The sequence below is a fragment of the Sediminibacterium sp. genome, from assembly GCF_030695065.1.
In the GTDB taxonomy this organism is placed as follows: domain Bacteria; phylum Bacteroidota; class Bacteroidia; order Chitinophagales; family Chitinophagaceae; genus Sediminibacterium.
In genome coordinates, this window is the sequence record NZ_JAUYTR010000023.1 from 22,426 (window position 1) to 49,033 (window position 26,608).

19 protein-coding genes and 1 pseudogene are annotated in these 26,608 nt (G+C 37.8%); 5 read left to right on the top strand and 15 right to left on the bottom strand.

The window, feature by feature from the left end; translation table 11 throughout:
- Positions 1-7: 7 nt before the first annotated feature.
- Genes ilvA through Q8S25_RS10920 form a run of 10 tightly spaced genes read right to left on the bottom strand, consistent with a single transcriptional unit; the run spans position 8 to position 12,086 of the window.
- Positions 8-1,270 carry a threonine ammonia-lyase gene (ilvA, locus tag Q8S25_RS10875; RefSeq protein WP_305537632.1) on the bottom strand — a complete coding sequence of 421 codons (1,263 nt, stop codon included), beginning with the start codon at positions 1,268-1,270 and terminating at the stop codon, positions 8-10.
- An 11-nt stretch (positions 1,271-1,281) separates the two neighbouring features.
- Positions 1,282-2,766, bottom strand: coding sequence for a ketol-acid reductoisomerase (gene ilvC / locus Q8S25_RS10880; RefSeq protein ID WP_305537633.1), 1,485 nt, complete (start codon positions 2,764-2,766; stop codon positions 1,282-1,284).
- Positions 2,767-2,800: 34 nt separating this feature from the next.
- Positions 2,801-3,388: an acetolactate synthase small subunit gene (gene ilvN / locus Q8S25_RS10885; RefSeq protein WP_305537635.1), complete on the bottom strand. Its 588-nt coding sequence runs from the start codon at positions 3,386-3,388 to the stop codon at positions 2,801-2,803.
- Between the two features lie 5 nt (positions 3,389-3,393).
- Positions 3,394-5,157 (bottom strand): biosynthetic-type acetolactate synthase large subunit, encoded by a 1,764-nt coding sequence (ilvB, locus tag Q8S25_RS10890; protein WP_305537637.1) that lies wholly within the window; start codon positions 5,155-5,157, stop codon positions 3,394-3,396.
- Positions 5,158-5,168: 11 nt separating this feature from the next.
- Positions 5,169-6,851 (bottom strand): dihydroxy-acid dehydratase, encoded by a 1,683-nt coding sequence (ilvD, locus tag Q8S25_RS10895; protein ID WP_305537639.1) that lies wholly within the window; start codon positions 6,849-6,851, stop codon positions 5,169-5,171.
- 20 nt (positions 6,852-6,871) lie between these two features.
- The gene (ilvE, locus tag Q8S25_RS10900; protein ID WP_305537641.1) at positions 6,872-7,747 is read right to left on the bottom strand and encodes a branched-chain-amino-acid transaminase; all 876 of its coding nucleotides are present in this window, start codon (positions 7,745-7,747) and stop codon (positions 6,872-6,874) included.
- Between the two features lie 40 nt (positions 7,748-7,787).
- Positions 7,788-8,900 carry a 3-isopropylmalate dehydrogenase gene (leuB, locus tag Q8S25_RS10905; RefSeq protein WP_305537643.1) on the bottom strand — a complete coding sequence of 371 codons (1,113 nt, stop codon included), beginning with the start codon at positions 8,898-8,900 and terminating at the stop codon, positions 7,788-7,790.
- Position 8,901: 1 nt separating this feature from the next.
- Positions 8,902-9,486: a 3-isopropylmalate dehydratase small subunit gene (gene leuD / locus Q8S25_RS10910; RefSeq protein ID WP_305537645.1), complete on the bottom strand. Its 585-nt coding sequence runs from the start codon at positions 9,484-9,486 to the stop codon at positions 8,902-8,904.
- Between the two features lie 13 nt (positions 9,487-9,499).
- The gene (gene leuC, locus Q8S25_RS10915; protein ID WP_305537647.1) at positions 9,500-10,909 is read right to left on the bottom strand and encodes a 3-isopropylmalate dehydratase large subunit; all 1,410 of its coding nucleotides are present in this window, start codon (positions 10,907-10,909) and stop codon (positions 9,500-9,502) included.
- Between the two features lie 10 nt (positions 10,910-10,919).
- Positions 10,920-12,086, bottom strand: a complete 1,167-nt coding sequence (locus Q8S25_RS10920; RefSeq protein WP_305537649.1) for a 2-isopropylmalate synthase — start codon at positions 12,084-12,086, stop codon at positions 10,920-10,922.
- Between the two features lie 208 nt (positions 12,087-12,294).
- Between Q8S25_RS10920 and Q8S25_RS10925 the strand changes: the two genes are divergently transcribed.
- Positions 12,295-13,854 carry a hypothetical protein gene (locus Q8S25_RS10925; RefSeq protein WP_305537651.1) on the top strand — a complete coding sequence of 520 codons (1,560 nt, stop codon included), beginning with the start codon at positions 12,295-12,297 and terminating at the stop codon, positions 13,852-13,854.
- On the opposite strand, the gene Q8S25_RS10930 is transcribed toward Q8S25_RS10925, so the two are convergent.
- From Q8S25_RS10930 to serC, 5 genes are all read right to left on the bottom strand, one after another.
- On the bottom strand, positions 13,841-15,682 hold the full coding sequence (locus tag Q8S25_RS10930) for a PAS domain S-box protein (RefSeq protein WP_305537653.1): 1,842 nt from the start codon (positions 15,680-15,682) through the stop codon (positions 13,841-13,843). The genes Q8S25_RS10925 and Q8S25_RS10930 overlap by 14 nt on opposite strands.
- Complete coding sequence (locus tag Q8S25_RS10935; protein WP_305537655.1) at positions 15,675-17,459, bottom strand: long-chain fatty acid--CoA ligase; 1,785 nt, start codon at positions 17,457-17,459, stop codon at positions 15,675-15,677. The genes Q8S25_RS10930 and Q8S25_RS10935 overlap by 8 nt, the downstream gene beginning before the upstream one ends.
- Before the next feature lie 108 nt (positions 17,460-17,567).
- Positions 17,568-18,584 (bottom strand): tetratricopeptide repeat protein, encoded by a 1,017-nt coding sequence (locus Q8S25_RS10940; RefSeq protein ID WP_305537657.1) that lies wholly within the window; start codon positions 18,582-18,584, stop codon positions 17,568-17,570.
- A 6-nt stretch (positions 18,585-18,590) separates the two neighbouring features.
- Positions 18,591-19,826: a DUF1015 domain-containing protein gene (locus Q8S25_RS10945; RefSeq protein ID WP_305537659.1), complete on the bottom strand. Its 1,236-nt coding sequence runs from the start codon at positions 19,824-19,826 to the stop codon at positions 18,591-18,593.
- Between the two features lie 52 nt (positions 19,827-19,878).
- A complete protein-coding gene (gene serC, locus Q8S25_RS10950) occupies positions 19,879-20,949 on the bottom strand; it encodes a 3-phosphoserine/phosphohydroxythreonine transaminase (protein WP_305537661.1) in 1,071 nt (356 codons plus the stop codon).
- Positions 20,950-20,992: 43 nt separating this feature from the next.
- On the opposite strand from serC, the gene recR reads away from it, so the two are divergent.
- From recR to metH, 4 genes and pseudogenes are all read left to right on the top strand, one after another.
- A complete protein-coding gene (gene recR, locus Q8S25_RS10955; RefSeq protein ID WP_305537673.1) occupies positions 20,993-21,607 on the top strand; it encodes a recombination mediator RecR in 615 nt (204 codons plus the stop codon).
- A gap of 64 nt (positions 21,608-21,671) precedes the next feature.
- Positions 21,672-22,088 carry a hypothetical protein gene (locus tag Q8S25_RS10960; protein ID WP_305537675.1) on the top strand — a complete coding sequence of 139 codons (417 nt, stop codon included), beginning with the start codon at positions 21,672-21,674 and terminating at the stop codon, positions 22,086-22,088.
- Between the two features lie 45 nt (positions 22,089-22,133).
- Positions 22,134-22,655, top strand: coding sequence for a YceI family protein (locus tag Q8S25_RS10965; RefSeq protein ID WP_305537677.1), 522 nt, complete (start codon positions 22,134-22,136; stop codon positions 22,653-22,655).
- Positions 22,656-22,872: 217 nt separating this feature from the next.
- Positions 22,873-26,595 (top strand): annotated as a pseudogene (metH, locus tag Q8S25_RS10975) (methionine synthase).
- The last annotated feature ends 13 nt before the right edge of the window (positions 26,596-26,608 follow it).

Here is a 26,608-nt window from a genome sequence, read left to right on the forward strand (position 1 = left end):
TTCATTATTAAATTAAGTACCCAAATAAGTTATCATTTTTATTGATAGGGGTAAAGTTGATATGATACTGTTTCATATTTGCTAATAAACGCTCATAATCACCTTTATCCTGCATTTCAATTCCTACTAAAGCAGGCCCCGTTTCTTTATTGTGCTTTTGCATATATTCAAAACGTACAATATCATCGGTAGGACCTAATACATGGTTTACAAATTCCTTCAGAGCGCCTGGTCTTTGTGCAAACCGAATTAAGAAGAAATGTTTCAATCCTTCAAATTGCAAGGAACGTTCCTTAATTTCTTGCATCCGATCAATATCGTTATTGCTACCACTCACAATACATACCACCGTTTTGCCTTTTATTGCTTCTGTAAAATCATCTAATGCCGCAATAGATAATGCACCTGCAGGTTCCACTACAATTGCATCTTCGTTGTATAGTTTCAAAATGGTAGCGCACACTTTCCCTTCATTAACCAATGTCATTTCGTTAATCACTTCTTTACAAATAGCAAAAGTTTGATCGCCCACTCTTTTAACTGCAGCTCCATCTACAAAAGGATCAATATTATCTAACTTAACCGGATGACCAGCTTGCAACGCAGCAGTCATAGAAGGTGCACCTTCAGGTTCTACACCAATAATTTTGGTGGATGGAGACTTATCGTGAAAATAAGCCCCAACTCCAGCAACTAATCCTCCACCACCCACAGGAGCAAACAAATAATCAATATGCGCCAATTCTTCTAAAATCTCTACCCCTACTGTTGCTTGTCCTTCTATAATTTTCACATCATCAAAAGGAGGAATAAAAGTCATTCCGTTGACTTCCGTATATGCTTTTGCTGCAGTGGCACAATCATCAAAAGTGTCTCCCACTAATTTAATTTCAATATGACCATCCCCAAACATTTTTGTTTGCGTCACTTTCTGATTTGGAGTAATGATGGGCATAAATACGACCCCCTTAATATTGAGCAATTTGCAGCTGTAGGCAAAACCCTGTGCATGGTTGCCTGCACTAGCGCAAACCACTCCATTCGCTCTTTGTGCTTCGGACAAACTACTAATCATATTATAGGCACCACGTAATTTATACGATCGTACTATTTGTAAATCTTCTCTTTTCAGATAAATAGTACAATTGTATTTTTTAGAGAGTGAAGCATTAAAAATTAATGGTGTATGCTTAACCACTTGACGCAGTTTTAAACTTGCTGCATCAATATCTAAACCAAAAGATGGTATGGTTGTATGGTTGCCTATCATGATAGATTGAATCAAAGGTTTGTTGCAATGGTTTTCATTTCGGTCATTGCTTGTCTTAATTTTTCGCCCACTATTTCTACTGGATGATAACGTATCACTGCATTAACCGCTATTAAAGTTTTATTATCTACCCCATTGTCTTTAGCCTCGTTAAAATTTTTACCAATGGTATCGGTTTCAATTTTCTCCATAAAGCCAGCCAACAATGGTTTGCATGCATGATCAAATAAATAACATCCATATTCTGCAGTATCAGAAATAACCCGATTCATTTCATATAGTTTTTTTCTGGCAATGGTATTGGCAATTAATGGTGTTTCATGCAAGGATTCATAATAAGCAGATTCTTCTTTAATTCCAGCTTCTACCATTGTTTCAAAAGCCAACTCAACACCTGATCTAACAAAAGCAACCAATAATAGTGCATTGTCAAAATATTCTTGCTCTCCTATTTTCATAGTGCCTGGTGCTGTTTTTTCAAAAGCAGTTGCACCTGTTGCTTCTCTCCAAGTCAATAGTTTTTTATCGCCATTGGCCCAGTCTTCCATCATACCCGAAGAAAAAGCACCACTCATGATATCATCTTGGTGTTTTTGGAATAAAGGACGCATGATTTGTTTTAGCTCTTCAGATAATTCAAAAGCTTTCAACTTAGCAGGATTAGACAATCGATCCATCATAGCAGTAATACCACCTTGCTTAAGGGCTTCGGTAATTACTTCCCATCCATATTGAATTAGTTTAGCAGCATAGCCTGCATTAATTCCTTTTTCAATCATTTTATTGAACGATAAAATAGAACCGGTTTGAAGTAACCCGCAAAGAATGGTTTGTTCTCCCATTAAGTCTGACTTTACTTCGGCAACAAAAGAAGATTTCAAAACGCCAGCTTTATGACCACCAGTAGCAACACAATAAGCTTTGGCATAATCCCAGCCCTTTCCTTCCGGATCATTTTCAGGATGAACAGCAATTAAAGTGGGAACCCCAAATCCTCTTTTATATTCTTCGCGCACTTCCGTTCCCGGACATTTTGGTGCAACCATAATAACCGTAAGGTCTTTTCTAATTTGCATGCCTTCTTCTACAATATTGAAACCATGTGAGTAGGAAAGTGTTGCACCTTTTTTCATTAATGGCATAACAGCATTTATAACAGCACTATGTTGCTTATCAGGAGTAAGGTTGATTACCACATCTGCCATTGGAATTAATTCCTCGTAGGTTCCAATTGGGAAATTATTTTCGGAAGCATTCACAAAAGAAGCCCTTTTCTGTTCAATAGCTTCTTTGCGCAAAGCATAAGATATGTCTAATCCTGAATCACGCATATTTAATCCTTGGTTCAGCCCTTGAGCACCACATCCGATAATGACTAGTTTTTTCCCAACCAATGCATTAATCCCATCTGCAAAAGCAGATTGGTCCATGAATTCGCAAACACCTAATTGATTTAGTTGCTCACGCAGTGGTAGAGAATTGAAATAGTTTGCCATATTATTTATTTTGATATTTTTAAAAAATTGTAGGTTACATAGTAAAAACAGCCTGACCCTTATCTAGAAATTCATTTTCAATGAGTTCTTCAGCAGGCTCTACTGCTTCAAACTCACGAATCTTATCATGAAATCCACTACTCGCTTTAATGATAGCAATTCTAGCTGTTCTTACAAATTCAATTAAGCCATAGGGTTCTAAAAATTGAACCAAGCGATCGGTTTCTTCTCTATGACCCGTCGTTTCAAAAATGGTATAGTCTTTTCTAATCACCACAGCTCTAGCACCATATTCTCTTAATAACCTTTCTACTTTTAATTTTTCTGCTACAGCATCTGTAGGTACTTTGTATAAAGCCATTTCCTGCCAAATGATTTCTTCATTGGTATTGTAATAAGCTTTTAAAACTTCTACTTGTTTTTCAATTTGCAAGCACAGCTTCCTAACTACTTCAACTGTTTCATTAATTACAATGGTAAAACGATGAATAGATTCTACTTCAGAAGGAGAAACATTTAAACTGTCTATATTAATTTTTCTTCTAGAAAAAATAATTGCAATACGGTTGAGCAACCCAACTTGGTTCTCAGTATAAACGGTAATGGTATATTCTTTTTTCATAGCAATTATTTTAACCTGATTTCAGAAACGCTACAACCTTGCGGCACCATGGGAAATACATTATTTTCTTTTCCTACCATCACTTCTAACAAATAAGACCCATCATGATCCAACATTTTTTGTAACGCGTTTTTCAGTAAACCTCTGTTGTCTATACTTGCCCCATCAATACCATAAGCTTTTGCCAACTGAACAAAATCAGGGCTTTGTATATCTACGAATGAGTACCTTCTATCATTAAATAATTCTTGCCACTGACGAACCATCCCTAAGAATCGATTATTTAAAATCAAGATTTTTACATTCAATCCAGTTTGCATAATGGTACCCATCTCTTGTAAAGTCATTTGAAAGCCACCATCCCCAATAACAGCAACAACCGTTCTGTGCAGCGCTCCAAACTTTGCTCCAATAGCAGCGGGTAAAGCAAAGCCCATGGTACCTAATCCACCAGAAGTAATATTGCTTTTGGTTTCGTTAAACTTTGCATATCTGCAGGCAACCATTTGATGCTGACCTACATCGGTTACTACAATTGCATTCCCATCTGTCAATTCATTCAATAATTGAATTACTTCACCCATGGTTAACTCACCTTGAGTAGGATGTAATTCTGCCTGAATCACTGCATCTTGTTCGTCTTTTGTATATTGATTAAACAAGGCCAACCATTCTTTGTGTTGCTTTTCTTGAATCAACTGTGTTAGCAATGGCAATGTTTCTTTACAATCTCCCCATACTGGAACTGTTGCAGTAACATTCTTATTTATTTCCGCAGGATCAATATCTAAATGAATAATTTTTGCTTGCTTGGCATATTTGTCTAGTCTACCCGTTACACGATCATCAAAACGCATCCCAACTGCAATTAACACATCGCATTCGTTGGTTAACACATTCGGACCATAATTACCATGCATACCCAACATACCCACGTTTTGTGGATGATCAGTGGGCAAAGCACTTAACCCTAAAATAGTCCAAGCAGCAGGCAACCCTCCTTTTTCTATAAATGCTTTAAATTCTTTTTCGGCCCTTCCCAATATTACACCTTGACCAAAAATCACAAAGGGTTTTTTAGCTTCGTTAATTAATTGAGCGGCAGCTTCAATGTATTCTTTTCGAACAATTGGTTTGGGTCTATAACTTCTAATATGATTGCACTTGGTATATCCTTCGTAATTAAATTTTTGAATCTGTGCATTCTTACTAATATCAATTAATACAGGACCCGGCCTTCCAGAACCCGCTATATAAAAAGCTTTTGATAAAACATGTGGAATTTCTGTTGCATCGGTAATTTGATAATTCCATTTAGTAACAGGAGTCGTAATATTAATTACATCCGTTTCTTGAAAAGCATCGGTACCTAATAAATGAGCAAACACTTGTCCGGTAATACAAACCAATGGTGTACTATCAATCATAGCATCTGCTAAACCGGTAACTAAATTGGTAGCACCTGGACCACTTGTAGCAAATACCACCCCTACTTTACCACTGCTTCTTGCGTAGCCTTGACCTGCGTGAATTCCTCCTTGCTCATGCCTTACTAACACATGTTTCAAACGATCATTGTAATCGTACAGCGCATCATAAATAGGCATGATGGCACCGCCCGGATATCCAAATATGGTGTCTACCCCTTCTGCAATACAAGCTTCTAATACAGCCTGTGAACCAGAAATCTCCCTAGCTTCAACAGGTGCAGTTGAACTGAGTTGAATTAGTGTGTCTTTTTTATCGGCTTCTTTTACAATTGAACTCATACAAAAAATATTTAAGCTTCATCGGTTACACAACCTTCAGAAGCATCTTTAACAGATAACGCATATTTAAATAAAACTCCCTTGGTTGCATTCAGAGCAGGTTTAACCCATTTAGCTTTACGTTCAGCAATTATTTCATCCGAAACTTTCAAAGTCATTTTTTTAGTGGCCACATTTAATTCAATAATATCATTATCATGTACCAATCCAATTAAACCACCATTTACCGCTTCTGGGGTAATATGACCCACCACAAAACCGTGGGTTCCTCCACTAAAACGACCATCTGTTATAAGGGCAACAGACTTACCTAATCCAGCACCAATAATGGCCGAAGTAGGCTTCAACATTTCAGGCATGCCTGGGGCGCCAACAGGCCCAACATTTCTGATCACAACTACATCTCCTTGTTTTATTTTACCGCTATGTATACCTTCAATTAATTCATGTTCACCATCAAAAACCCTAGCAGGACCTTCAAATAATTCACCTTCCTTACCACTGATTTTTGCAACACTACCACCAGTAGCCAAATTGCCATAAAGAATTTGCAAATGACCCGTTGCTTTTAAAGGCGCTTCAATAGGAAGAATTATTTTTTGTTCTTCAAAATCTAAATTGGGTACGTTCACTAAATTTTCTGCAATTGTTTTTCCTGTCACGGTTAAACAATCTCCGTGCAATAATCCTTTAGACAACAAGTATTTCATTACCGCAGGCACCCCCCCATATTGGTGTAGGTCTTGCATTAAATATTTTCCGCTAGGTTTAAAATCTGCAAGCACAGGAACCCTATCTGAAATGGTTTGAAAATCATCTTGCGTTAAAGCAACCCCCACACTCTTGGCCATTGCAATCAAATGCAAAACAGCATTGGTACTACCGCCCAATACCATGATAATCGTAATGGCATTCTCAAATGCATTACGCGTCATGATATCAGAAGGAAGAATATTCTTTTCCATTAAAATTTGAATGGCTTTACCCGCATTCAAACATTCCTGTTGCTTCTCTATACTCAATGCAGGATTGGAAGAAGAAAAAGGCAAACTCATTCCCAACGCTTCAATAGCAGAAGCCATGGTATTTGCAGTGTACATTCCACCACAAGCGCCTGCCCCAGGGCAAGCATGTTGAATGATTCCTTTAAAATCGTTCTCGTCTAATTGACCAGCTAATTTTTGCCCTAGTGCTTCAAAAGCAGAAACAATATTTAGATCTTGGCCCTTGTAATGACCCGGTGCAATGGTACCACCATACACCATAATAGCAGGTCTATTTAATCTACCCATCGCAATTAAAGCACCAGGCATATTTTTGTCGCATCCCGGTATTGCAATAATTGAATCGTAATACTGTGCACCACAAACGGTTTCAATGGAATCTGCAATAATATCTCTACTTACCAAAGAGTAACGCATACCCGGTGTTCCATTACTCATACCATCACTAACCCCAATGGTATTAAAAATTAACCCCACCAAATCATTATCCCAAACACCTTTCTTTACCAACTTAGCTAGGTCATTCAAATGCATATTACACGTGTTGCCATCATACCCCATGCTAACAATACCTACTTGTGCTTTTTTTAAATCGGCATCTGTTAAGCCAATCCCATAAAACATGGCTTGTGCAGCAGGCTGCGTAGGATCTTGTGTAATGGTTTTACTGTATCTATTTAATTCCATCATAATTGCTATTTAAACTGTGCCTACAATGGCTTTACCACCAATTGCTTATAAGCTTGCTGTATTTTATAACTATTGGTTTCATTCCAAGCTTTAGGAAATACATATTCATCCAAAGACTGCCAACCAATTACTTCAGCAGCTGTACCACAGAAAAATGCAGCATCTGCATCTTTAATATCGTTGATGGAATACACCCCTTCTTTCACTTCAATATTCAGTTGGGCGCAAATTTCTACTACTGTTGCTCTTGTAATTCCAGCCAAAATATGACCAGGTTGAGGCGTGTACAGTATGCCATCTTTTTCAAAAAAAACATTGGCTCCAGGACCTTCAGCCGCTTGATCATTCATGTCTAATAAAAAAGCTTCATCATAACCTTTGTCTTTGGCTTCCTGACTGGCTAATATGGAGTTCACATAGTGCCCAGCTGCTTTAGCATGAATTTTAAAAGCTTTAGGATTAGGACGCTGAAAAGAAGAAGTCATGATGCGCAATAATTTATCTCCTAAAAAAGGAGCCATTTCCCAAGCTTCAATAAAAACATAGGATTCAGTATTTTTTGCAAAACTCATATTCGCCGGAGCATACACAACAGGTCTTATATATGCATCGCCTAAATTATTTTGTTTCAGCACTTCATAAGTAGCATCAATTAATTCCTGAGTATCAAAAGAATAAGGAAGATTAATTGCCTCAGCGGAAATTTTAAAACGCTCAAAATGCTCTACCGCTTTAAAAATAGCCGTTGAGCCAGTAGTTGTTTTATAAGAACGGATGCCTTCGAATACAGAATAGCCATAATGAAGCGATTGGCTATACAAATCCATTTTTGCGTCGGCAGCTTTTACAAATTCCCCATTGTGATAAATAATGGTATCGGCTTGGTAATAATTCATTTGAGTTGATTTTTTTAAAAAGTACTTTTTCTAATCCCTACTAAATAATAGTAGAAGCATTCAAAGAAGCATTGGCACCTTGATTAGTTTCGTGCTTCTTTCTAATATAATCGGCTAATAAATCGCCCACTGCCTCGGTACCATAATTATTTATAGGATCAATATCTTTTGTAACAAAAGCATGCGTTAAGGTCCAATTCACTGCATCTCTAACTGCATTGGCTTCTGCCATTAAACCAAAATGGTCTAGCATCATTGCAGCAGATAAAACAGATCCTAAAGGATTGGCAATGTCTTTACCAGCAGCTTGCGGATAAGATCCATGAATAGGTTCAAACATAGCAACCGTTTTTCCAACAGACGCGGATGGTAATAAACCCAAAGAACCACTTAATACACTGGCTTCATCGCTAATAATATCACCAAACATATTCTCGGTTAATACAACATCAAATTGGGCTGGATTAACAATAATCTGCATAGCAGCATTATCTACAAACATATAATCTACGGCTACTTCAGGAAATTGCATTGCCATGGCCTGAACAATTCGGCGCCATAGTCTGGATGTTTCTAACACATTGGCCTTATCTATCAGCGTTAATTTTTTTCTTCTTTTCTGTGCGTATTGAAAAGCCATTTTAGACACTCGAACTATTTCTAATTCATGGTAAGCACATTCATCAGTAGCATAGGTTTTATCTTCGGTAAGTGTTCGCTTACCAAAATAAATACCCCCCGTCAATTCTCTGAATATAATAAAATCAACACCTTCCAATTGCTTGCTCTTTAATGGAGAAAGATGATGGAGCGATTGATAAGTATTGATTGGACGAATATTGGCAAATAGGCCCAATTCCTTACGCAATTGCAACAAACCTTGTTCGGGTCTCACTTTTGCAGAGGGATCATTATCGAATTTTGGATGACCAATTGCACCGAATAAAATGGCATCGCTTTCCTTACAAATTGCCAATGTTTCTTCTGGCAAGGCAGCGCCTGTTGCATCAATGGAAACCGCGCCCATTAATCCATGCGTATACGTAAACTGATGACCAAACTCTTCTGCAATTGCGTTGAGCACTTTAATAGATTGAGCCGTTACTTCAGGACCAATTCCATCCCCATTAATGACTGCAATTTTCTTTTCCATATTAGCCTTTTTCTAGTTCAAATTTTTCAATCGTTGCTTTTCGACTAATCAAAAAATCGATGTCGTCGTATCCATTCAACAAGCAAGTTTTTTTATACGGATTCAATTCAAAAGAAGCTTGTGCACCCGAAGCATCTATGGTAATAGTTTGTGCAGCTACATCAATACTCAGCGTGTCTGAAGCACCCAAAGCAAAAATTTGCTGTAAAAAATCATCCGACACAATTACTGGCAATACCCCATTGTTTAGTGCATTGTTTTTAAAAATATCTGCAAAGAAACTTGAGACCACTGCCTTAAATCCATAATCTAATAAAGCCCATGCCGCGTGCTCTCTAGAAGAACCGCAACCAAAGTTTTTTCCTGCCACCAATATATCTCCAGAAAATACCCTTTGATTCAAAACAAAATCAGCCTTTGGTTTTGATTCATCATCTTGTTCATAGCGCCAATCTCTAAAAAGGTTTTTACCAAAACCATCTCTGGTAGTCGCTTTTAAAAAACGTGCAGGAATAATTTGATCCGTATCCACGTTTTCAATGGGTAGCGGAACAAATGAACTTTTTATTTGCTGTAAAGCTTGCATATTATATGAACTACTAATTATGATTAATTAAATCTCTTACATCTGTAACTACACCAGTGATGGCTGCAGCCGCTGCAGTTAATGGGCTAGCCAATAATGTTCTAGCACCAGCACCCTGTCTACCTTCAAAGTTTCTATTACTGGTACTAATACAATATTCGCCGGCTGGAATTTTGTCTTCATTCATTCCCAAACAAGCGCTACATCCTGCTTGTCTTATTTGAAAACCCGCTTCTGCAAATATTCTATCTAATCCTTCAGCATGAACTTGCTTAGCTACTTGTTGAGAGCCAGGTACAATCATCACTTTTACCGATTCATGTTTTTTTCTACCTTTTACCAATTCGGCTACTAATCTTAGATCTTCAATTCTAGAATTGGTACAACTTCCTATAAATACATGCTGAATAGGCATACCCAACAAAGCAGTACCGCTAGTTAAACCCATATAGGTTAAAGCATTCGCTAGGTTTTTCTTTTCTCCTTCGTTCTGTTTTGATTCAATTAATGGAATACTTGCATCAATCGACATACCCAGTCCTGGATTGGTACCATAGGTAATCATCGGAGTAATTTCAGCAGCATCAATATTTATTTCAACATCAAATACTGCATCATCATCCGAATACAATTTTTTCCAATTGGCTAATTTTTGATCCCAGTCTGCTCCTTTGGGTGCGTAGGTTCTTCCTTTTATGTACTCAAAAGTAATTTCGTCTGGCGCAATCATACCACCTCTAGCGCCCATTTCAATACTCATATTGCAAATGGTCATTCTAGCTTCCATAGAAAGGGAGCGAATAGTACTCCCTGCATACTCCACAAAATATCCAGTAGCTCCGCTTGCAGAAATTTTAGCAATGATGTACAAAATAATGTCTTTTGAAACAACCCCATTCGGTAATACTCCATCAATATTGATGCGCATGGTTTTGGGCTTGGTTTGCAAAACACATTGAGAAGCAAAAACCATTTCTACTTCACTGGTTCCAATTCCAAATGCAATGGTTCCGAATGCGCCATGCGTACTGGTATGGCTATCTCCACAAACAATGGTCATACCTGGTTGTGTAATACCCAATTCTGGACCAATCACATGTACAATACCTTGATAAGGATGTCCTAATCCATATAATTCAACCCCATGCTTTTCACAATTTTCTATCAATTGATCTACCTGCATTTTGCTCAACAAGTCCTTGATAGGTAAGTGCTGATTTAAAGTAGGTACATTGTGGTCGGCGGTTGCAATGGTTTGCTTGGGTCTAAATAAACTTAATCCGCGGTTTTCAATTCCTTTAAACGCTTGCGGACTCGTTACTTCATGAATAAAATGTTTGTCTATATATAATACGGAAGGCCCGTCTTGTATTTTTTCTACAACGTGTGCATCCCAAATTTTATCAAATAATGTTTGCTTCATTTTCTCTTAATTATGCTATTGCCCTAACCTTATTGTAGCTGATTGCTAAACTTTGCAAATCGGCCTCTACTACTTCTTTTTTACCATCGGCAACTTGTAAAAAATGTTCGTATAAAGCGTCTATATCATCTCTATTAAATTCGTATCCCAATTTTTGAAAACGGTGTGCCAGAGCGCTTCTCCCGCTTCTTGCAGTTAGTACAATTTTGCTCCCTTCGGCACCTACCAATTCTGGATTAATGATTTCGTAAGTTTCAGCAGACTTTAAGAAACCATCTTGGTGAATTCCGGATGAATGAGAAAATGCATTAGAACCAACAATGGCCTTATTGGGTTGAACAGGCATACGCATAATATCAGACACTTCTCTGCTTAATGGATTCAGCATCTGGGTGTTGATATTGGTATATAAGTTCAATTGTTTGTGTTGAGCAATAATCATTACTACTTCTTCTAATGAAGTGTTGCCCGCACGTTCACCTAATCCATTAATAGTACATTCTATTTGACGAGCCCCATTCATTACCCCGCTTATAGAATTGGCTGTAGCCAAACCCAAATCATTGTGACAATGACAAGAAAGAATGGCTTTGTCAATATTGGGAACATTGTTTCTTAAAAATGCAATTTTTTCACCATACTGATGAGGCAAGCAATAACCAGTGGTATCCGGAATATTCACTACCGTAGCACCTACTGCAATCACGGCTTCAACTACCCTGGCTAAGTATTCATTATCTGTTCTACCTGCATCTTCTGCATAAAATTCTACATCATCGGTAAAATTTCTAGCCCATTTAACACATTGAATGGCACGAGCTAGAATTTCATCTTGTGTAGAATTGAACTTGGCTTTAATATGAAAATCTGAAGTGCCAATTCCAGTATGAATTCTTGGTCTCACTGCATATTTTAATGCTTGTGCAGCCACTTCAATGTCTTTTTGTACTGCTCTGGTTAACCCACAAACCGTTGCATTTTTAATATGCTTGGCAATTTGGGTAACCGACTCAAAATCGCCTGGACTAGAAACAGGAAACCCTGCTTCAATAATGTCTACACCCAGTTCTTCTAACTGTAATGCCAAGCCCAATTTTTCTTTGGTGTTGAGTTTACAACCAGGCACTTGCTCCCCATCTCTAAGGGTAGTATCAAAAATGTGAATCTTTTCGGCCATATTCAATGGTATTTTTAATATAAAAAGACAGGCGCGTAGCTATTGCTATTGATTGCCTTTAATAACAACAGTACGGCCTGTCGTATTCGAATTTAGATTGCCTTATCTTTAGTTCTGAAACAAAACAAGGAGGTTTTTACGCTGTGTAAAGCCGCTCAAAAACCATAAAAGTCAATACAGTATTGAATTATAGCCCAACTCAATTACGATGCCCAACAGAACAACAGACGCCTTATTTCAATTAATTCAATCGCTTGAAAGAGCCGAAAAGCGCAATTTCAAACTATATATGACCCGTAATTCGGGAACCGGTAACTTAAAAGTGGTTCAATTATTTGATGCATTAGATAAAATGGCTCAATATGATGAAGCCATTTTACTGAAGAAAACACCCAGCATACAAAAGCAACAACTATCTAATTTAAAAGCACATTTGTACCAAGAAATACTAGCAAGTGTTCGTTTATTAAAGCAAGAGGAAAATATAGACTTGCAGCTGCATGAACAATTAGACTTCGCTAGAATCTTGTACAATAAAGGACTCAATATTCAAAGTTTAAAAATATTAGACAAGGTAAAAGAATTAGCCAAGGCCAATAATCAAGTAACTTATATTCAACAGGTACTTTTTTTAGAGAAAAAAATTGAATCGTTGCATATTACCAGAAGTATGCAGGATAGAGCAGAAAAGCTTTGCGCGGAATCAGACGAAACCAATGAAAGATTGGTCAATATTAGCACACTTTCCAATTTATCGTTGTTGTTGTACGAGTGGTATATTAGAAATGGGCATGCCCGAAACGAAGCAGATAAGCAAGCATTGGATCTATATTTCAAGCATCCCATTTTGCATGAAAACGAACAGGGAAAAGGTTTTTATGAAAAACTCTACTTATACCAGTGTTATTGTTGGTATGCATTTATTACCCAAGAATTTTTGATGTACTATAGATACTGCATTAAATGGACAGAACTATTTAATGCAGAACCTAAAATGATTGAGATTGAAACAGCCCACTATATCAAGGGCATGCATAATTTATTGGGCGCTCATTTTGATTTGAGGAATTATAGAAAATTTAATGAAACCATCAAGGAATTTGAAGCATTTATTGAAACCCCAGTAGTTCAAAATAATATTAACAACAAAGTGCAATGCTTCACGTATTTGTACACCGCCAAACTGAATAAACATTTCATGGAGGGAACTTTTACAAAGGGCTTATCCTTGGTTCCAGAAATAGAAGAAAGACTATTGGAATACGAATTGTATTTAGACAGACATAGAACCTTAGTCTTTTATTATAAAATTGCTTCCCTGTATTTTGGTAGTGGCGACGCAGCAAAAAGCATTGATTATTTAAATAAGATCATCAACTTAAAAGTAGACCTCAGAACAGATTTACAATGTTATGCCCGACTCTTACATATGATAGCACATTATGAAATGGGCAATTTTGACTTACTTAAATATTTACTGAAATCTGTTTATCGATTCATGGCTAAGATGCAAAACCTAAGTGCAGCAGAAGAAGCCGTATTTAGTTTCTTAAAACAATCCTTTCATAGTTCTCCCAATAAGGTTAAACCATTATTTCAACAACTATTGACCGAACTAAAAGGAATGGCCAACGACAGAATGGAAACAAGGGCATTTATGTACCTCGATTTTATTTCATGGCTTGAGAGTAAAATTCAACGAAAACCAGTACAGAGTATTATTCGTCAAAAATTTATAGCAGCAACTAAAAGAATTAGTGACGCATAATTTCTTGGGTAATAGGAAAACTCATATGCATTGCACAGCCAGAGGTAGGGGCAGTATGAATACTAATGCTGCCATTAAACAGTTCAACCCTACTGGTTATATTGTACAAACCGATTCCCTTTTTTTGTACCGCCAAATCAAAGCCTACCCCGTTATCATAAATAGATAAATAAATGCTATTGATATTTCTACCCAAATCAATTTTTAATTGACTGGCGCCAGAATGTTTTAAAATATTATTCACTTGTTCTTGCACAATCCTAAAAATACTAAGCTTAAAATCGTAATGGATATCGTCTTCAAAAAAAGTATCCGAAACAAATTCAATCTGCATATCATTCACTGCTGTTAAGTCTTCTAACACACTTTCGATTGCTTTAACCAATCCAAAGTCTTTAATTAAAGGAGTAACCAATCCTTTAGAAAGCCTACGTATTTCCTCAATTGCGTGCAATATAAAATCGGCCGATTGGCGAAGTAAATCTGAACCAGGTAGTTGTTTTTTTTCGGCAGAAGCAATGTACATCATGGCTACAGTTAACTGTTGGTTCACATTGTCGTGCAATTCTCGGCTTATATCGTGACGTTCAGTTTCTTGCGTATTAATTACTGCTTCAGCAATTTCTTTTTGCTTAATCAAGCGCTCTTCTTCCAATTTTTTCTCGAGCAATAATTTACCTGTTACATTTTGTGCAATAGCCATTACCGCATCTTTTCCATTGTATTGAATGCGATGCGAAAAAATATTCATGAATATTCGCTCCCCATTTTTGGTAATATGTTCCCAGGTTCCCCCAGAATCCATTTCATCAGAGCTAGCAATATGTTCAATAAATAATTTGAGCTTGCCAAAATTATCAGGGGTTCTTAAATCCCATAAGGTCAATTGTACAAATTCATCACGGGTATAGCCGTATTCCTTTTCGGCCATATCATTTACTTCCAAAATTTGGTGCGACTGCAAATCCCAAATAAAAATAGCCATGGGATTATAGTAGAATAAACTTCGATACCGTTTTTCGGAAAGCATAATCATCTCCGCGTTTTCCTTGCGTTCCGTAATATCTTGCATAGCCCCAATCATTCTAACTGGTTGCTCATTTTCATAAATGATGTAACCACGATCAAGCACATATGCGTATTGACCATTCGATTTTAAAAATCGATATTCTTCTTTCCAATAAGGACTGTCTGAATTTGAATAAGCGTCTGTGATGCTTTTTTGAACTCGGTCTCTATCATCAGGATGAATTTTAAAAATCCAATCGTTGGCATCTACATATACATCCACTAAATCATACCCAAAAGTCTTTTTAAAATTATCACCCACCCATAAAACCGATTGATCGTTAATATTCAATTCCCAAACCGCATCACTGGTGGCTTTCACCACAATATTATATCGTTCATTACTAACTCTAATATTTTCTAAGTTGCGCTTACGCTCAATACTGTATTGAATAGATTTAGAAAGTAGTTTTTCGTCGAACTCTGCTTTAACCAAGTAATCTTGTGCACCAGCAGCCATGGTTTCGAGCGCCATGTCCATATCAGATAAGCCCGTTAAGACTATGATGGGAATATTCGGCGCAAGTTGATTAATATGCTTAAACGATTCAATCCCTACACTATCAGGTAAAGAAAGATCCAGTAAAATTAAACTCGGTTTTTCATTTTTTAGCAAATGGTCGGCCTCTTCGTTGCTACTTGCTTTGATGATTTGCCCAATGGGCAATCTGGTTTTCCATAATAGTCCTTCTAGTACAAATAAATCAGCAGGATTATCTTCTACTATTAAAATACACAATAAAGCATTAGGTTCAGGCATAGATTCTTTCTATGGCGTCTTTAAATTTCTCGTTCACTACTTTACGCTTCAAACTTAACTTAGGTGTCATTTCTCCAGTATCTACGGTCCATTCTCTTGGCAGTAATTCAAACTTCTTTATCTGCTCTACATGATTAAAGAATTTATTAAAGCTCTCTACCAATTCACGATACAACTCTAATACTTTAGGATGATGAATCACGTCTTCATTGGTGGTATAAGGAATTCCTTTTTCTCGCATCCATTCTTTTAGCGTTGCAAAAGAAGGAACAATTAAAGCACCTACAAACTTACGCTCCGATCCCACCACCATCACTTGCTCCACAAATGGACTTTCTTTCAATTTATTTTCGATAGGCTGAGGCGCAACATACTTGCCACCACTGGTTTTGAAGAGTTCTTTTTTACGATCGGTTATTTTTAAGAATTTGTTTTCGTCCCAAACACCAATATCCCCTGTAAGCAACCATTCGTCTTTCATGGTTTCTGCAGTTAGGTCTGGGCGCTTATAATAGCCCTTCATAACACAAGGTCCGGTTACCATGATTTCACCGTCTTCGGCCAACTTCACTTGAATACCTTCAATAGGAGGACCTACTGTACCAAATTTTGTTCCTCCTTTCTCTTGTCTGTTTACGCAAATAACAGGGCTATTTTCTGTAGGGCCATAACCTTCGTAAACAGGCACTCCTGCTGCATTAAAAATGCGCAACAATTTTACCTGACAAGCTGCACCACCAGTAATAATAAAAGAAATATTACCACCCAATGCCTCTCTCCATTTTGAGAAGATCAATTTATTGGCAATGGCCAATTGAATATTGTACCAAGCACCGCCACTCACTCTATTATCATACTTCTCAGCTAAATCAACTGCCCAGAAAAATAATTTTCTTTTAGTACCAGTTAACTCACTGCCCTTGGCCATAATTTTTTCAAATACTTTTTCTAGTAACCTGGGAACAGTAGTAAATCCATTGGGTTTAATTTCTTTTAAATTATCACCAATGGTTTCAAGGCTTTCCGCATAATAAATACTAATGCCACTGTATAAATAAATATAGGTGCAGGTCTTTTCAAAAATATGATTCAAGGGCAAGAAGCTCAACACTTTCGATTCAGGTGAATCATTGAAAGGAAAACTCTTCTTACTAAATTGAACATTGGTATAAATATTTGCATGAGAAAGCATTACACCCTTTGGCGTACCGGTTGTGCCTGAAGTATAAATAATGGTAGCCAACTGTTCAGCTGGAATTTCCTTTTTAATTGCGTCAACCTGGGTCAATAAGTCATCGGTAGCTAAAGCACTTACTTCGGTCCAATGCTTTGCACCAGCAATAGTATCAAAAGTATAAATGCCCTGAATAGAAGGAACTTTATCAATAATGCTTTGCACTTTCAACAACAAGTCTTCGCTACTTACAAAAATGAATTTAACAGCAGCATCATTTAAAATAAACGCCAATTCATTGGGATTGGTAGTAGGATAAACGGGAACCAAGATGGCGCCAACTTGTTGAACAGCCAAATCGGTAAAAACCCACTCAGGTCTATTATTGCTGATGATGGCAATTTTATCACTCGATTCTGGTGTAAAATCATTGGCTTTAACACCCAGCGAAACCAAACCAGCACTTAATTTATTAACTGTATCAGCTACTTGTTGGGTACTATAAGTTTTCCATTTCCCATTTTCTTTGGCAGCCAACATATCATTCTTAGGAAAGTTTTCCAACTGATGTGTTACCGCATCAAATAAACGCTTCGTATTCATAATGCAATCGTTTAAAGTGAATTCACTTTATTTAGAGAGTCAAATTAGGCAAATAAAAACAAATAAAAAAGCCAGTTTGCACTGGCTTAACAACTATCTTGAATAAGGCTAGTTTAAATAATACTGACCACCTGGCTGTCGATAGATTCTACTTTGTTGAAACTCCTTGAACTTTTGTGCTTCTTCTGCATGGGTGTTTTGCCAATTCTGGTAAGCATCCGCACCAAATGAAGCGCCAAATAACCATTGATTATAGGCTTCAAAAATGCCTTCTCTAATCATATGTTGCCAATGCAAAAATAATTGGTAAGGATACTGTTTAGCATTGTCCGACATCCATTCCATGAGCAAACGGGTTCTAATGCTGCCAATATGATCAATGGTTAATCCTTCAGCCACTTGCTGTTTGGTCTTTTCGTAAATATCCAATTGCTTTTTTTCAAAGTCGGCATATTTTGGAACCAAATGATAAGGCGTTTTAACAATAGGTCTTAACATATTTTTATACGCATCTAACATGGCTTTTTTGACCTCATTGGTTCTAGCAGAATAACTCTCTAAATTCACAAACAATTCGCCATGAATTAAGACCCTAATCCAATTCATTTCTTTGTAATAATACTTAGCCGCATGGTAATAATTACCACTATAAGAAGGCGCCAACTCTATCCCTTTTTCCCAGGTAGCAATGGCTTCGTCTTTTTTATTTTCTTGCAGTAAGCTCTCTCCATATTCACTGTAAATAACCCCACCATCAGGAAATTTTTTCAAAGCACGCTTATACATTTTATTAGCAGCTGCATAATCTGCAATAGACTTATATGCCATGCCTAAAATCTGAAAACTTTGCTGGTCTGCATTGGGTAACTCAATCGCCAACTTGCCTGCATCAATTGCTTGTGCAAATTCCCTTTGCAAATAATAACAGAAAGAAATATTCTTAATCGTTTCTATATTTTGGGGATCAAGGGCTTTCGCTTTTTCAAGCGCAACCATTGCATTCGTAAAATCACCTTGTTGCATGAGGGCCATGGCAGACTCCTGAAACTGTTTAACAGTAGGTGTTTGCGCGGTTACGCCAACAGCTAACACCAAGGCAAATAGGATAAAGAATATTTTTTTCATGCTTAATTAATCTGCAATTAAATGCGTTAATAAACCATCTCTCAACTTAGGCTCAAACCAAGTGCTTTTAGGAGGCATTACATTACCACTGTCTGCAATAGCAAACAATTGATCAATGGTAACAGGATACAAACTAATAGCAGCAGCCATTTCACCGCTGTCTACTCTTTGCTCTAATGCGCCCAATCCACGGATGCCCCCAACAAAATCAATTCTTTTATCGGTACGCTGGTCTAGAATTCCTAAGATAGGACCTAGTATTTGTTCTTGTAAAATAGAAACATCTAACACACCAATGGGGTCATTAGAATAAGTACCTTCTTTTGCAGTTAATTTATACCATTGACCATCTATATATAAACCCATGGTATGAATTTCTTCGGGCTTCACTACTTGCTTGCCCACTAAACTAACTTCGAAAGATTTTCCTAAAGCTGCTAAAAAATCGGATACCGATAATCCATTCAAATCCTTTACCACCCTGTTGTAATCCATGATATGCAATTGATTCGAAGGAAAGAGCGTAGTTAAAAAATAACTAGCCCCATCAGGTGCTTTCTCTTGCATTTGTTGGCGCACTTTAGCAGCAGAAGCAGCTCTATGGTGACCATCTGCAATATAAGTGCAAGGAATTTCTTTTTCAAATGCTGCGGTAATAGACTGAACAATATCAGAATCACTTACAATCCAAATACTGTGTTGAATACCATCATCGGCAGTAAAATCGTACACAGGAGACTTGGCTTGCTTCCAATGATTGATGATGGCGTCCACAGCAGCGTGATTGCGATAAGCTAAAAACACATTGCCCGTTTGAGCGCCAGTGGTTTTAATATGATTAATGCGATCTTGTTCTTTTTCAGGACGGGTAAACTCGTGCTTTTTAATGATATCATTTTCATAATCATCTACACTGCTTACACAAACCAAACCCGTTTGACTTCTACCATTCATCACCAACTGATAAATATAATAGCAGTCTTTAGATTCTCTAAACAATACATCCCGCTTAATAAAAGCATCTAAATTATCTTTTGCTTGTGCATATACTTCAGGGGCATGAATATCAATTTTATCCGATAAATCAATTTCACTTTTAGTAATATGCAAAAAAGAATAAGAATTTCCTTGAGCAGCCAATTTAGCTTCTACACTATTTAATACATCATAAGGTAAACTCGCAACTTGTTTAGCAAGTTGAGGTTGAGGTCTTAATGCCTTGAAAGGTTTAATAATTGCCATTGGGCAAATATCGGTGATATATTCTTAAATGAAAAGTTATGATAATCGGATATTACCCATGCTTTTGGGTAAAGAAATGCAACAAGTCACAAAAACTGGTTACGCTTTCAATAGGCAAAGCATTGTACATGCTCACTCTAATACCCCCCACTGTTCTATATCCTTTCACACCAATCATGCCTTCTTTTTTACAAAGGTCTAAAAACGGCGCTTCCAATGCATGGTCTTTTAAAAAGAAAACCGCATTCATTTGACTCCTATCTTCAACCGCAACCGGTGCATCAAATAAAGGATTGGCATCAATGGTATCGTATAATAAAGATGATTTTTTTTGATTGCGAATACCCATTGCATCTAAGCCCCCTTCTTGAATAATCCAACGAAGGGTAAGCATACTCACGTATACTGCAAACACAGGAGGCGTATTCATTAAAGAACCCGCTTCAATATGTTTCTGGTAATTCATGATGGTGGGGATTGTACGCGCTACTTTTCCTAAGATCTCTTTTTTAATCACTACCAAGTTTACACCAGCAGCACCCATATTTTTTTGAGCCCCCGCATAAATTAAAGAGAAAGCCGAATAATTAGCAGGCCTACTAAAAATATCACTACTCATATCGGCCACTAAAGGAACAGTCGTGTTGGGAAATTGATGCCACTGCGTACCTTCCACTGTATTGTTAGAAGTCAAATGCAAGTAAGCCGCATCAGTAGGAATGTCAAAGCCTTTATTAATGTAACGATATTGCTGGTCGCTGCTATCGGCCACCACTTTCACCTTTCCGAATAAGCTGGCTTCTTTCCATGCTTTGTTGCCCCAAACACCGTGGTCGCAATACGCTGCGGTAGCCTGGGTGTCTAACAAATTCATAGGCACTTGCATAAACTGCGTTGTTGCTCCCCCGTGTAAAAAAAGGATTTCATAAGAGTCGTCTAATTCCATTAATTGCTTCACCGAATTGTTGGCTTCTTGTAAAATTTCTTGAAACCAAGCCGTTCTATGGCCAATTTCTAACAAAGACAAACCAGTATTATTATAATTCAACACCGCTTCAGCCGCTTGGGTTAAAACGGGTTGAGGTAAAATGGAAGGACCAGAATTAAAATTATGCAGCTTCATATACAAAATCTAAAGCACAAAGTAAACCGATTATCTTTACATAATGCAACTCCCATCAACCTTATTAGAAAATGCGGTAGCACAATTTTCTAAGCTGCCCGGCATAGGAAAAAAAACAGCGTTAAGACTGGTGTTACACTTATTAAAACAAGACATCAACGATGTTGCATTGTTTGGAGACACGATTGCAAAAATGAGAAGGGATATACAATTTTGTAAAAGATGCAATAATATCAGCGACGGAGAAACCTGTTCCATTTGTGCCAATAACTTACGCAATCAACAAATTATTTGTGTAGTAGAAAATATCAGAGATGTAATAGCCATCGAGAGCACGCAACAATTCAATGGCACCTACCATGTGTTAGGGGGGATTATATCTCCCTTGGATGGAATAGGTCCCGATCAGTTGAGCATTGAGTTACTCGTGAACCGAATTACCCAAGAACAAGTAGACGAACTGGTATTTGCGCTCAGCCCGAATATACAGGGGGATACCACCATCTATTTTATACAGAAAAAGATTGCTCATTTAAAATGCAAAGTCACTACCATCGCACGTGGCATAGCATTTGGGGGAGAGTTGGAATATGCAGATGAAATGACCTTGGCGAGAAGTATTGCCAATAGATTGCCTGTACAGCAGTATGTGCAATAAGTTTTGAATGCCGAATCCAAACAAAATCTTAACTTCGTTGTTTAAACATTAAAATAGAGCCGTCATGAAAAAATGGACTAAAATCATATTAACCCTGGTATTGGTAGGTGCCGTTACCGGCGGGATCATTGTTTATAAAATATTTACGAAGCCGCACCGTGACGTAACCACTGAAAAAGCGATTGCGATTAAGGCTCAGGCATTATTTGAAGCATTTAAAAATGATGAAGCGGCAGCCAACACAAAATATTTAGACAAAGCCATTGAAATTGAAGGAGAAGTATTAGACCAGAGTACCAATCAAGACGGACAATCGGTGGTAAATTTTAAAACAGACGATGCATTTTTTGTAATCAATTGTACATTTAAAACCAACCCCGGTGAACTAAAACCCGGCAGTACCATCCGTTTTAAAGGAATATGTACCGGCTATATACCAGACGCCAATGTGGTGATTAACGAAGGCGTACTCGTACCCTAATTAACCATTTCGTAAAAAAATAATAACATCCACTAATTAGCTGATATGAAAAAAATACTATTACTCGCCGCTTTAATTATTGGCTTTACACAATTGAATGCACAAAAACAATTTGGCACCCGCAATGCCAAAGTGAGTTTTATTGCCACCAACGACGAAGATGTAAAAGCAGTAAACAACGAAGTAGCCAGCAGATTATCCGATAATGGACAACTGAGTTTTAGCCTACTCATCAAAGGGTTTAAGTTTGAGTATGCAGAAATGCAAGAGAAGTTCAACAACGATTATGCAGAGAGCAATAAATTTCCAAGAGCAGAATTCAAAGGAAGCATCAGCAATATTAAAGAGATCAATTTTACGAAAGATGGTAGTTATAAAGCCGTGGTAAAAGGGAACTTAACCCTACATGGAGTAACACAACCCTTAACAGTCAACGGTTTCATCACCGTTAAAGCAGGCAAGGTTTCAGCAACAGGAAAATTTCCAATAGTAATGAAAGACTACAAAATTGATGCATCTGCAGTAACAGAAAAAGTGAATGCAGACATCAATGCCTTGTATCAATAGCCATTTACGAAGGGCTATATTTTGCTAGAATACAATATGGGTGTATCTTTGCACCGACTTTGGTGGATTTGTTTATTGTTCAGCCAAGGTCCTAGCCAATACGGTACTATACCGCTATGGGTTAGTTTTTAGAACTAATAAACGTTTGAAGTGCCTCCCCCCACATTCTGGCGTTTATTGGTAATTAAATCACCAAAAGGTGTTTGAACCAATACATATGCTAATAAAAGAAGAACTCCAGAAAAGAATCCTAGTAATTGATGGTGCCATGGGTACCATGATACAGCGGCATAAACTTACTGAAGCCGATTACAGAGGCGAACAATTTAAGGACTGGCATCTAGACGTAAAGGGTAACAATGATTTGCTCTGCATCACACAACCACAAATTATTAAGGGCATCCACTTATTGTATTTAGAAGCAGGTGCAGATATTATTGAAACCAATACATTCAGTAGTACGACCATTGCCATGGCAGACTACGATATGCAAAGTTTGGCGTATGAGTTGAACGTAGCCGCCGCTAAATGTGCCCGCGAAGCAGTAGCGGAGTTTAAACAAAAACATCCAGACACCGGACCCAAATTTGTAGCAGGTGCCATTGGCCCATTGAATAAAACATTGAGCTTATCACCAGACGTGAACAATCCAGGATTCAGAGCCGTAACCTTTGACGAAGTAGCCAACGCCTATTATGAACAAATAGATGGACTAGTAAACGGAGGAGTAGATTTAATATTGATAGAAACCATCTTTGATACATTGAATGCAAAAGGAGCAATCTACGCAGCCAAAAAATATTTCAGAGACAAGGGAATACCAGAACTACCCATCATGATCAGCGGCACTATTACCGATGCATCAGGTAGAACACTGAGTGGACAAACATTAGAAGCATTTTACACATCGGTGATGCATGCCAACCCCATCAGCATTGGATTAAACTGTGCATTGGGTGCCGCAGAAATGAGAAGTCATATAGAAGAGTTATCACAAATAGCAGCTTGTTATACATCGGCCTATCCCAATGCAGGATTACCGAATGCCATGGGAGAATACGATGAAGCACCACACGAAACCGCACACTTTATAGAAGAGTGGGCCAAGCAAGGATTCGTAAATATTGTAGGAGGCTGTTGCGGAACAACACCCGACCATATTAAACATATTGCAGACAACGTACAAAAAATGCAACCCAGACAATTACCTGTGGTTGAACCAACCATTTAAACAATGAGTACAATCAAACCATATTTAAGGCTTGCCGGATTAGAACCTTTGGTCATTAGACCAGAGACCAATTTTGTAAACGTAGGTGAAAGAACCAATGTAACTGGTTCAAAGAAATTTGCACGACTAATTAGAGAAAATAAATTTGAAGAAGCCCTATCCGTTGCCAGACAACAAGTAGAAAGCGGTGCGCAAATATTAGACGTGAACATGGACGACGCTTTGTTAGAAGGCGTGAGTGCTATGACCACTTATTTAAACTTATTACAAAGCGAACCAGATATTGCGCGCATTCCCATCATGATTGATAGCTCAAAATTTGAGATCATTGAAGCTGGATTAAAATGTGTGCAAGGAAAATGTATTGTGAACTCTATCTCTATGAAAGAAGGCGAAGCCAAATTCATTGAGCAAGCATTCATTTGCAAATCATTTGGTGCAGCAGTAATTGTGATGGCATTTGATGAAGTAGGACAAGCGGATACTAAGGAAAGAAAAATAGAAATCTGTCATCGCGCCTACAAAATATTAACGGAGCAAGTAGGGTTTGATCCACAAGACATCATATTCGACCCCAATATATTTGCTATTGCAACAGGAATAGAAGAACACAATAACTATGCAGTAGATTTTATAGAAGCCACCAGAGAAATCAAGCGATTAATGCCATTGGCAAAGGTTTCAGGCGGTGTATCGAATGTATCATTTTCATTTAGAGGCAACGACCATGTAAGAGAAGCGATCCATTCAGTCTTCTTATTGCACGCTATTAAAGCAGGTATGGATATGGGGATTGTAAACGCCGGACAGTTGGTAGTGTACGACGAAATAGAACCCACCCTAAGGGCATTGTGCGAAGACGTGATCTTGAATAGAAACAACGACAACAACGAAGCCACAGAAAAATTAATACAGCACGCAGAAACCGTAAAAGCCAAGGGAAAAGTAGCAATAAAAGATGAAGCTTGGAGAAAAGAGCCGGTAGAAAAAAGATTGGCGCATTCTTTAATTAATGGCATTACCGATTATATAAATGACGACACAGAAGAAGCCAGACAAAAATATCCAAGACCATTGGATGTGATAGAAGGTCCATTGATGGATGGCATGAATATCGTAGGCGATTTATTTGGTGCAGGAAAAATGTTCTTACCACAGGTAGTAAAAAGTGCTCGAGTGATGAAGAAAAGTGTGGCCATCTTAACACCCTTTATAGAACAAGAAAAAGAAGACAGAAAACAAGCGCACTTAGCAGCAGGAACAGTAAATGAAGAAACAGCAGGCGCAGCAAAAATATTATTGGCCACTGTAAAAGGCGATGTACACGATATTGGAAAAAATATTGTAGGCGTAGTATTAGGATGTAATGGCTACGATATTGTAGACATGGGCGTAATGGTACCTGCCGATAAAATATTAGAAGCAGCAGAAAGAGAGAAAGCAGATATTATTGGATTGAGTGGATTAATCACTCCGTCTTTAGATGAAATGGTGCATATAGCCAAAGAGATGAAGCGCAGGAATATGAAGCAGCCTTTGTTGATTGGAGGTGCTACCACATCAAGAATGCATACGGCCGTAAAGATTGCACCAGAATACCAAAATGGCGTTGTGCATGTACTAGATGCATCCAGAAGTGTAACGGTTGCGGGTTCCTTATTGAATAAAGAACAAAAGACCCCATTCTTAGATGAGTTGGTTCAAGAGTACAGCAAACTAAAAGAAGGATTCGACAATAAGAAATCAGTAAAGCAATACCTGCCTTATGCAGAAGCGTTGAAAAATAAAGTGGCTATTAATTGGGACAGTTATACTCCACCCACACCCAGCTTTACTGGAACCAAAGTATTTGATCATTATGATTTGAATGAGTTAAGAACATTCATTGATTGGAAACCATTTTTTATTACTTGGGAAATGCATGGCAATTTTCCAGCCATCTTAACCGATGAAGTGGTAGGTACAGAAGCCACTAAATTGTACAATGATGCCAATGCTTTATTAGATAAAATCATTGCAGAGAAATGGTTAACCGCAAAAGGTGTGATAGGATTTTGGGAAGCAGCCAGCAATAATGATGATGTAGAAGTACGCTCTGAAAAAGAAAAAGTACAATTGAGTTTTCATCGCCAACAAATCAAGAAAGCACCAGGGCAACCCAATTTATCATTAGCAGATTTTATTAGCCCAGCAACAGCTAATAAAAAAGATTATATCGGTGCTTTTGCCGTAAGTATTCATGGCATAGAACCGCATTTAGAAAAATTTGAAGCGGCACACGACGACTACAATAAAATTATGTTGCAAGCATTGGCCGATCGCTTTGCAGAAGCATTTGCAGAAGCCTTACACTTGCATACGCGTAAAGAATATTGGGGTTATGATGCACAGGAACAATTAAGCCCAGAAGAATTAATTAAAGAACAATACAAGGGCATCCGCCCCGCACCAGGCTATCCAGCATGTCCAGATCATACAGAGAAATACAAGTTATTTGATTTGCTGAATGCGCAAAACAATGCAGGCATTAGCTTAACAGAAAGCTTGGCCATGTATCCAGCATCGTCTGTATGTGGTTGGTATTTTTCGCATCCGCAGAGTCAGTATTTTGGAATTGGCAAAATTGAGCAAGACCAATTTAAAGACTATGCAGCCCGCAAAGGCATGGATGAAGCTACTGCTGAGAAATGGTTGAGGCCGATATTGTAGGTTAAAATTGATT